Raw genomic sequence first — 9,967 nt, 5'->3', positions numbered from 1 at the left:
GCCACGCCACTTGCCACGCCACTTGCCACGCCAAAAGCCACGCCACTTGCCACGCCAAAAGCCACGCCAAAAGCCACGCCAAAAGCCACGCCTAACCAATCTATAGAAACACCTATACTCTGTAGAATTCTACTGACAATAAATGGTGTGACAACTGTTAATAACAACCCTTGGAAAAGTAAATTACGCTGAACGGAATTTTCACGTAGCAGTTCCAATCCCTTCCGCCAATTCGTTTCCCCTGCTGGAATATAACCACCCCCAAAAGTATTCACATACCACCGCAAAGCTTGGGGAAAATAAAACACCCAATACAACAGGCGCAGATAATCTAAAGGGTTCCACAAAGAGAGAGGACGTTTGAGTTTTGGTGCTAAATCTAGAAGCGGTACGGGGGTTTCTTGGGTCATTTTTGGTTCTCCGCTATTCTTTGCAATCAACCAGAACCGCCCGGAAATCAATTTCCGGGCTAATAGCCAAAGTCCTCTAAAGAGGACTAAAAAACTGTTTAGTCCTCTTTAGAGGACTTAGTTTATGAGCCTGGGATTTTAATCCTAGGCGGTTGCGAATACCAGCAGAGTCGTAGAATATATTCATGTCACCCCCTCTACATACCGTGCATTAGTTCGATAACACATTTGCATGATTTCCTTGGGAAAACCACCGCAACTTCTGACAATTTGTGTAACTTCTGCTTCTGTAAATTGAATTGGATTATTCTCCAATCGATAGTTAATGAAATCGCGAACAGTAGCTTCATCCCACAAAATAATCTGTTCCTCAAGACAAATATTTTGAAACGGCGAAACCATCCCAATTTCATTACTATCGGGAAAAAGCTTATCTAAAGAAGTAGAAGCAGCCACAACCAAACGCAAAGGAGCATCATGTCCGTTAGCTAATCCCCGTAATTGTCCCCTTACCTGATTGGTAAAACCTTCCCAACTCATTTTTTCAATTTCATCAAGTAAAAGTAGCAATTGGGGACGTTGTTTTTTTAAAGCTCTTTCCAAGCGAAATCCTTTGCACTCTTCTATTCCTATTTCAGAACATAAAGCGAAGTAAAAATCCTCCTCGTCATAAACTTGGCTCATATCCAAATAAATTGCTTTACGAGGCGGCATTAATTTTGTTTCTGCTTGTTGAGAAATAGCCCACAGTAGCGAAGACTTGCCAATTTCTCTGGCACCAATTAGCGCTACACTGCTTCCACTATTGAGGGTTTCAAATATCCGATTAAGTTCTTTTTTTCTACCAAAGAATTTTTGAGAGTTTTTGACTATCCCACTCCTTGGAATGAAAGGATTAGGAATAATTTTTTCAATTTTTGGCTTTGGAGAAGAAACTAAAGAATTTTGTTTAACATATAAGACTGGTTTAAGATGCTCTGCAATACCTTGGAGGCGAATTTCTACACAACCAAATTTGTACGCTTCTTCAACGCCACGATTTGCAGCTAAAGCTTTGTAAAAACCAACAGCAAACGCGATCGCGGCTTTGTCTCCAATTGCGTCATTCATCCCAATTACATAGGGGATGTGTTCGGCGATCGCCTTAGCTTGAATCTCTGAATAGCAGGCATTTAGCAGCACGCAGTTAACTTGCTCTACCAATAATTCAAACATTGCCGCTAAAGCATCAGATTCTACAGCTTGAATTTGACCTAATTCATTCTCAAAGCAAAGCTCACCTTGATTTGTACCGTGTGCAGAAAAATGGATAATTTGTGGCTCAACATCAAATATTGCCTGTGTAATATCCCCGGCTCTGACTGACTCTAGCTGTTCTAACTGATATTTTCCTAGCTCCTTCGCAACTCGTAGGCTTGCTTTTATATCTCGTAACTCTTGCCCCAAACGCAACCGAGAAGCATCACTTGGATCGGCTGCTAAAAATAGTATTTTAACCGGAATATCGCTATTCATTCGGGCAATAGTTTGAGTTTAATTACTGAAAATATAACATTAAGTAGTTAGACAGAATTAATTACATAGTGTCATTGCGAGCGAAGCGAAGCAATAAGGGTAAACATTTTTGTCCACCGACTTATTCTATTTGCTTCAAGTGGGTTTTAATATACAAAAATAGTGCGTTACGCTCTGCAATAAGTAAGTCGGCACATAAAAAACTAACTATGTTATGAAGTGTAAAAAGCTTGAAGCGGTTGCGATTGCTTCCTCGTGCCTCGTCGCAATGACAGAACACAGTTATATTTATTCACGTCTACTTACTTAACACACCAATTACCAATTACCTAATACCGAATCCTCGGATCGACATAAGCATTCAAAATATCAATCAAAATACTCGCACCAACAACAATTGTCCCGAAAAATATCATGATTCCCTGCACGGTGGGATAATCACGTTCGCTAATTCCTTGAAATAATCGATTAGCCAATCCGGGCCACGAAAATGTTACTTCGGTTAATACTGCTCCACCAAGCAAGGATGCAAAAGTTAAACCCAAAACCGTAATCACCGGAATCAAAGCATTTCTCAAAGCGTGAGAAAACAAAATCTTTCTTTCTTGAATTCCTCTCGCTCTTGCTGCTTCCACATAATCCGATCGCATTGTTTGCTGTAAATTTACCCGCACAATCCGCTCGAAAATACCGCTGAGCAATATTCCCAAGGTACAGCAAGGCAGTATTAGATATTGTATGGCTGTAAAGAATTGACCAAAATTACCGCTTAAAAGACTATCTATTGTATATAACCCGGTAAAACCTTCGGGTGAACCCATAGTTGCTGGAAATCTTGTTCCTAAAGGAAACCAACCCAACCAAACGGCGAAGATTAACTGTAGTATCATTCCCGCCCAAAACATCGGTAATGCATAAGTAATAGTACCGAATAATCTCCCGCCCAAATCCAGAGCAGTACCCGGACGAGAAGCCGAAATAGTTCCGACTCCAATCCCAACCACCAGAGCAACTATAATCGCAAATACCGCTAGTTCCACCGTAGCCGGAAAATACTGCCAAATAATTTCCCAAACTTTTTGTCCGCGACTGGTTGTTGATTCACCCATATCCAAGACAAGCAATTTACCCAAATATCTAAAATATTGCATCCACAAAGGTAAATCTAAACCTAATTGCGTCCGTAATTCTTCCTTGGCACTTTCCGGCGCACGACCACCCAAAATAGCATCAACCGGGTCCCCAGGTGTAGCTCTTAGTAATAGAAAAACTATAGTAACAATAGTTAGAATTTGCAGCGGAGCCAGCAACAAACGAGTAGTAACGTAATACGCTAAAGCTTTTGAACGGGACATAATTTAAGTTAGTTAGGAGTTAGGAGTTAGAAGTTAGGAGTTGTGAATTGGGCATGGGGCATGGGGGATTGGGCATTGGATATTTGTTTTTTGGTAATGTTAATTGTTTATCTTTAATCGGAAACAGGATTTAGATATTTTTAGTTCACTTATTTATTTAGTCCTCTTTTAGAGGACTTTCGCTATTAGGCGGCGGTTTGCAACCGTCGGCGGGATGGGGTTTTACGAAATGAAAAAATATGGAAAAAAATTAAGCTTTCCTATTCCCCATGCCCAATTCCCCAATTCCCTATTTCTTAATATTCTTATATATCAAAATTTGCGTAGCGTCTAATTGCACTCCAGTAATTCCGTTTTGGGCAAATACGTAGTCTTTACTTTGCCACAAGGGAACGTAAGGTACTTCTTCGGCTAATATTTCTTGAATTTCTGCAAAGATTTGCTTGCGTTTTACTGGATCTTGTTCTTGGCGTTCTTTGTTAATTAGCTGGTTCATCTGCTGACTGTAGAAAAACGAACCTTGACTTTGACTTCCTCCTTTTTCACATCCTTTGTCTGGTGAACCTTGTTCGCATGATAAAAATGGCTGAATGTAATTATCTGCATCTAAAAAGTCAGGATACCAATCAAGTAAGAATGATGGATATAAACCTTCGCCAATGTTTTTGAAAGCGGATGTTGATTCTACTGTATTTACTTCAAATACCAGCATTCCATCCATTGTTTTTTTAGCCAGAGCGTCCAAAACCAAAGCTGTTAAACTGCGAGTTGCCGAACTTGAAGGATACCAAACTTCTACTACTGCGGGATTCTCTTTGGAAAAACCTGCTTTTCTTAACAATTCTTTGGCTTTTTCGGGATTACCACCTTTACCGTATTTCTCTTTAAATACTGGTTGGTATACATCAAAGGTTGTCGGAACCATACTATAAACTTCTTCCGCTTGACCGTACAATACTCTGTCATATATCAATTTACGGTCAATCATTGCGGCGATCGCCTGTCTCACTTCCGGTATATCTAAGGGTTTTTGGTTGCGATTAAGCGTTAAATAACTAACTACGCTACCTTCATTGGGAATTGCTAACCATTTACCTTCCCTGGACATTTGCTCCAAACTGGTAATTTGGTCGGGATCTAAAGCCACGTAAGCAACATCCACACCTTGTTTGCGGAAATTATTGTACAAATTCACTCCACTGCTGAGAATCTGCACGGTGACACCCTTATTAGCGGGCTTTTCTCCCCAATATTGGTTGAATACGTCAAATATCAGCGAATCTGTGCCAAATTTAGTTAATTTATAAGGTCCAGTTCCAATAAATTTATTTGGTTCAAATTTCCCTTCACCGATTTCGTAAGCTTTGGGAGAAAGTGCAGGAACTCCAGCAAAAGCTAGCAATGAAGTAAAAGCTGCAAAAGGTTGTTTTAATTTAATTGTTAACTCATATTCTCCCGTGGCTTTTACTGACTCCACGCTATCGGAAAGTAAAAAAGATGGCTTACCTTTGTTTTCGATAAAGCGACGCAAACTAAACTCCATCGCCTTTGCATCAAACTTCGTGCCGTCGTGATACACCACACCTTTACGAATGGGCATAGTATAAGTTAAACCATCATCGCTAATCGTAGGTAACGCCGTAGCCAGTTCCGGCTTGAGTTGCGTACTTCCCGGTTCGTAAGTGTAAAGGCGATCGCTCATGTTGTACACCAACGATAGCGAAGACAACTCGTAAGCATCTGCTGGATCGAGAGTGCGCGGTTTCGCCGTAGTACCAATAGTAATCCGACCATTTCCAGAAGCAGAAGCAGACGGATTAGTAACTTGATTATTCGCACAACTAGAAACCAGCAAAACACACATACACAACAGGGAGAACAACAATCTAATTCGCCCCCACTGTCTTATAGATAAGGAAAAACTCATAGCGGTATTGTATTAGATTCGTAAATTAAAATAAGTGGTGAGATATTTTACTATATGTTTGGCAATATCTCCAGGATTAAAAAAGTTAGGAGTTAGGAGTTAGGAGTTAGTCGTCTCTTTATCAGGATATTAAACGTGAAATATTTTTTCTTGTCTGATGGCTGGAAGGTTGGTAGAGTATGGGCTTTTGACGGACTATGGCAAGTCTCAGCATGGCGAAGACATCCAGAAATTGAACGATTAAATCTTTGCCTGGTGGAAGACTCGGAGGTGATGTGGCTTTATCAAGTTGAAGAAGCTATTGTCACGGTGGAAGTTCAACCAGTATTATCTGTACCCAGAGAGACACCACCTCAAAATATTGGTCAAGTAGTTTTGAAGCGTCTCATTACCGCCGAACAAGTCATCGAACGTTTGGGAAATGCTTCTGCTAAATGCTTATTGCAAGATATACGCTCAGTCGTAAAGTAATCGAGGTCAATTTTAGATTTTAGATTTTCAGATATTAGATTTAATTTCTATTCCCTTGCCAACTCCATCTAAGCCGCACAGTACCGTGAATGGCGATTGATGATAAGAATAATCCGGTGCATCATCAAATCTCGCATTCAATAATAAATTTCCCTTTTATCAAAAATCTTATTGCTTCTTTAAAAACAGGACTTACGCAAACTGAAATTGTCATTGCGACCGAAACGGAGTGTAGGGAAGCAATCGCAGGATTCTGGCGATTACGTCGCCTCTCGTGAGTAATGACGCAGTTACGTTACCTTTGCGTAAGTCCTAAAAAAAAAGTGGTCAATCCATTGTTAAAATCCAACAACCAAAATTAAATAGTTAAGAAAGAAGATTTCGCGATCGCAAGCATTATTAAACATTTTATACATTAAAACAAGTACAAACACTATGATAATTAATAGCAAATTAAAATAGTAGTTTTATGAGAGAAGTGATGAAAAGTAACACTTCCATAAGCTGAATCAACCCATGTTAGAAGTTACTTGTAAGTATTTTCATATTCGCTGCTGTTACCCCATATCGGTGTTAAGGCTGCTGTTAACACTCTTGCAAACAGTTCCATCAATAGTTAGAATTTTGAACAATCTCGACTTTTCCTGTCTCACATCTCACCCTCGGGGCGGGAGTATGAGATGGCAGTGGAGGCAGAATTCATAGTATATATAGTATGTGGGTATAACCCAATAAATGCTAACCGCAGCCCACAAACTCAAAAAACAAATCCGATCAAAAGACCGTGGGGCACACGGCTTTAAAGCTCAGTAAATGTCCTCATAAAGGAGTCACTGAGAAGCCTAAATCATAATAATCTATGGTTTGATGAAGGTATGTCACAACATTCTCATTTTCACATGGCAATTTCGACCTACATGAAAGTAATTTCATAAATGGGTTGTACCGTGTTTAGAGACTGCGTTTCTTTTTTATTAAGACACGCTTAATGCGAAAATCAAGTTTGCTAATAACAAAAATTCATTCCGAAAAGTTTGTAAACATAATTCATCTAGGAGGAGCGTAGTCGATGGGACTACCCTGGTACCGAGTACATACAGTCGTTCTGAACGATCCAGGACGGCTTATTTCTGTACATTTAATGCACACAGCCTTGGTCGCTGGCTGGGCTGGTTCGATGGCTTTATACGAACTAGCTATTTTCGATCCTTCTGACCCCGTACTAAACCCAATGTGGCGACAAGGGATGTTTGTACTTCCCTTCATGGCACGTTTAGGTGTTGTTGAATCTTGGGGTGGTTGGAGCGTTACTGGCAATCCTACTGGCGACCCTGGTTTTTGGTCGTTTGAAGGTGTAGCTGCCGCTCACATCGTTCTTTCTGGTTTGTTATTCTTAGCTGCGGTTTGGCACTGGGTTTACTGGGATTTAGAACTATTCCAAGATCCTCGTACCGGCGAACCTGCTTTGGATTTACCAAAAATGTTTGGTATCCACCTTTTCTTATCCGGTCTTCTTTGCTTCGGTTTTGGTGCTTTCCACCTCACCGGCTTATTTGGCCCAGGGATGTGGATTTCTGACCCCTATGGATTAACGGGTCATATTGAAGCAGTAGCCCCGGAATGGGGGCCGGCAGGTTTTAACCCGTTTAACCCTGGTGGAGTAGTAGCCCACCACATCGCTGCTGGTATTGTCGGAATTATTGCTGGTTTGTTCCACTTGACTGTACGACCTCCAGAAAGGCTTTATAAAGCACTACGGATGGGTAACATTGAAACCGTACTTTCAAGTTCTATTGCAGCAGTATTTTTCGCAGCATTCGTTGTTGCCGGTACCATGTGGTACGGTAGCGCCACAACTCCAGTAGAATTATTTGGCCCAACTCGCTATCAATGGGACCAAAATTATTATCACCAAGAAATTGACCGTCGGGTTCAAGCTAGTCTTGCCAATGGTGAAAATTTAGATCAAGCTTGGTCGAGAATACCTGAAAAACTCGCTTTCTTCGACTATGTAGGTAATAGCCCCGCCAAAGGTGGTTTATTCCGTACTGGTCAGATGAATAAAGGTGCTGGTATAGCGCTTTCTTGGCTGGGACATCCGGTATTCAAAGATGGTGAAGGTCGCGTATTAGATGTACGTCGTCTTCCTAACTTCTTTGAAACCTTCCCCGTAATTCTCACAGATGCTGATAATGTTATCCGCGCTGATATTCCCTTCCGTCGTGCAGAATCCAAGAACAGCTTCGAGCAAACTGGTGTAACCGTAAGTTTCTATGGTGGAGATTTAGATGGTCAAACATTTACTGACCCCATAAAAGTTAAGGAATATGCTCGTAAAGCTCAATTAGGCGAACCGTTTGATTTTGATACCGAAACCTTGAATTCTGACGGTGTATTCCGTACCAGTCCTAGAGGTTGGTTTACATACGGACACGCTGTATTTGCGCTATTGTTCTTCTTCGGTCACATTTGGCATGGTTCTCGGACAATTTACCGAGATGTATTTGCTGGTGTTGATGCAGACCTCGAAGAACAAGTGGAATGGGGTAGATTCGCCAAAGTTGGTGACAAAACTACTCGTACAAGAGAAACCGCTTAATTACGTTTTAAGCACCTCTAAGTAAAGAAAAGTTAAGAATGGTCGCAAAATAAAACTAAAAATCATCATTTAGCTTATTTGTGCGGCCATTACCTCCTGTAGCTTGGTACACTAAGATTGCAGGCTGATAGTCAGCAGGAACTTAAGGATATGGAAAGCGTTGCATACATTTTGATTTTGGCCCTAGCGATCGGCACCCTATTTTTTGCGATCGCCTTTCGCGAACCTCCTCGGATTGAAAATAAAGAGGAAAAATAAGAAAACATTTTGTTAATGCCGAAATTTGCGGCAAAATACAAAAATATAAATCATAATTAACCGCTGCTATCTATATTTAAGGGAAAGCAGCGGTTATTTCTATTTTAAAGAAAGTAGGGAAACAATTATCAATTACTAATTATCAATGCCCTGCGGCCCCATACCCAATCCAAAATCTAAAATCTAAAATCTAAAATCTAAAATATGTTGACTATTAACGGTACAAAAAGTATTAATATTTGATATAATTTATAATCTGAAAGTTGATGTGTGTTTAATCAGCTTTTCTGCGCTAGGATAATATTATATTGGATATAAGTGTGACAGTGCCAAAACGAGGCGATTGGATATACATCGCTAGGAGGCAAAAAAATTTTACGGAGAATAAAACCAGGAAACATAAAGCATGGTAAATGTCAATCAGAAACCAACCAATGATATTGGGTTTACACACGACGATTTCGCGGCTTTACTTGATAAATATGATTATCACTTCAGCCCAGGGGATATAGTTCCAGGTACAGTTTTTAGTTTAGAGCCGCGCGGCGCTCTGATTGACATTGGTGCTAAAACGGCAGCATATATACCTATACAAGAAATGTCAATTAACCGGGTGGATAACCCGGAAGAAGTATTACAATCCAACGAAACACGGGAGTTTTACATTCTCAGTGATGAGAATGAAGAAGGTCAGTTAACTCTTTCTATTCGCCGTATTGAGTATATGCGGGCTTGGGAACGGGTACGTCAGCTGCAAACAGAGGATGCCACCGTGCGTTCCGGCGTATTCGCAACAAACCGTGGTGGAGCATTAGTGCGGATTGAAGGATTGCGTGGATTTATTCCCGGTTCTCATATAAGTACTCGTAAGCCAAAAGAAGATTTAGTGGGCGAAGAACTACCATTAAAATTCTTAGAAGTAGATGAAGAGCGCAACCGCCTTGTATTGTCTCATCGTCGGGCATTGGTTGAGCGTAAGATGAATCGTTTGGAAGTAGGCGAAGTTGTAATTGGTACAGTTCGCGGAATCAAGCCTTACGGTGCCTTTATCGATATTGGCGGTGTAAGCGGTTTGCTACACATTTCCGAAATTTCTCACGAACATATCGATACGCCTCACAGCGTGTTCAATGTCAATGATGAATTGAAAGTAATGATTATTGACTTGGATGCAGAGAGAGGTAGAATTTCACTCTCTACCAAGCAGCTTGAACCCGAACCTGGCGACATGATTAAGAACCGGGATGCGGTATTTGATAGAGCAGAAGAAATGGCTGCTAAATTCCGCGAACAGTTGTTAGCCAAGGAACAAGGTATAACTCCTGAAGCTGCACCTTCTGAGGAAGAAGCTCCGGCAGCAGCAGAAGAAGCAACCGCAGAGGAAGCACCAGCAGAAACTGAAGCAACCGTAGAGGAAGCACCAGCAGAAACT

Annotated in this window: 7 protein-coding genes and 1 pseudogene; 4 read left to right on the top strand and 4 right to left on the bottom strand. The window is 40.9% G+C overall.

Annotation, left to right across the window (positions count from 1 at the left end; translation table 11 throughout):
- From ACM03V_RS34020 to ACM03V_RS34005, 4 genes and pseudogenes are all read right to left on the bottom strand, one after another.
- Positions 1 to 410 (bottom strand): annotated as a pseudogene (locus ACM03V_RS34020) (ATP-binding protein); the annotation flags it as partial.
- 183 nt (positions 411 to 593) lie between these two features.
- Positions 594 to 1,925, bottom strand: coding sequence for an AAA family ATPase (locus tag ACM03V_RS34015; RefSeq protein WP_414625233.1), 1,332 nt, complete (start codon positions 1,923 to 1,925; stop codon positions 594 to 596).
- A gap of 329 nt (positions 1,926 to 2,254) precedes the next feature.
- Positions 2,255 to 3,280 (bottom strand): ABC transporter permease, encoded by a 1,026-nt coding sequence (locus ACM03V_RS34010; protein ID WP_414625232.1) that lies wholly within the window; start codon positions 3,278 to 3,280, stop codon positions 2,255 to 2,257.
- A 289-nt stretch (positions 3,281 to 3,569) separates the two neighbouring features.
- Positions 3,570 to 5,144: an ABC transporter substrate-binding protein gene (locus ACM03V_RS34005; protein WP_414625231.1), complete on the bottom strand. Its 1,575-nt coding sequence runs from the start codon at positions 5,142 to 5,144 to the stop codon at positions 3,570 to 3,572.
- Positions 5,145 to 5,342: 198 nt separating this feature from the next.
- Here ACM03V_RS34005 and ACM03V_RS34000 point away from each other — a divergent pair, with 198 nt between their 5' ends.
- The 4 genes from ACM03V_RS34000 to ACM03V_RS33985 all read left to right on the top strand — a co-directional run.
- A complete protein-coding gene (locus ACM03V_RS34000; RefSeq protein WP_414625230.1) occupies positions 5,343 to 5,678 on the top strand; it encodes a hypothetical protein in 336 nt (111 codons plus the stop codon).
- 1,069 nt (positions 5,679 to 6,747) lie between these two features.
- Positions 6,748 to 8,277 (top strand): photosystem II chlorophyll-binding protein CP47, encoded by a 1,530-nt coding sequence (gene psbB / locus ACM03V_RS33995; protein ID WP_414625229.1) that lies wholly within the window; start codon positions 6,748 to 6,750, stop codon positions 8,275 to 8,277.
- A gap of 150 nt (positions 8,278 to 8,427) precedes the next feature.
- Positions 8,428 to 8,535, top strand: a complete 108-nt coding sequence (locus ACM03V_RS33990) for a photosystem II reaction center protein T (protein WP_017744537.1) — start codon at positions 8,428 to 8,430, stop codon at positions 8,533 to 8,535.
- 406 nt (positions 8,536 to 8,941) lie between these two features.
- The coding region (locus tag ACM03V_RS33985) for a 30S ribosomal protein S1 (RefSeq protein ID WP_414625228.1) at positions 8,942 to 9,967 on the top strand (1,026 nt) is incomplete at its 3' end.

Source organism: Calothrix sp. CCY 0018 (genome assembly GCF_963920925.1).
Taxonomy (GTDB): domain Bacteria; phylum Cyanobacteriota; class Cyanobacteriia; order Cyanobacteriales; family Nostocaceae; genus Rivularia.
The sequence above is the reverse complement of the archived record's forward strand: the minus strand, read 5'-3'. Positions and strand labels throughout refer to the sequence as shown.

Excerpts from the sequence above, each read along its gene's own strand:
- psbB (WP_414625229.1), top strand. The coding sequence starts at position 6,748 with ATGGGACTACCCTGGTACCGAGTACATACAGTCGTTCTGAACGATCCA.
- ACM03V_RS33990 (WP_017744537.1), top strand. The coding sequence starts at position 8,428 with ATGGAAAGCGTTGCATACATTTTGATTTTGGCCCTAGCGATCGGCACC.
- ACM03V_RS34015 (WP_414625233.1), bottom strand. The coding sequence starts at position 1,925 with ATGAATAGCGATATTCCGGTTAAAATACTATTTTTAGCAGCCGATCCA.
- ACM03V_RS34010 (WP_414625232.1), bottom strand. The coding sequence starts at position 3,280 with ATGTCCCGTTCAAAAGCTTTAGCGTATTACGTTACTACTCGTTTGTTG.
- ACM03V_RS34005 (WP_414625231.1), bottom strand. The coding sequence starts at position 5,144 with ATGTGTGTTTTGCTGGTTTCTAGTTGTGCGAATAATCAAGTTACTAAT.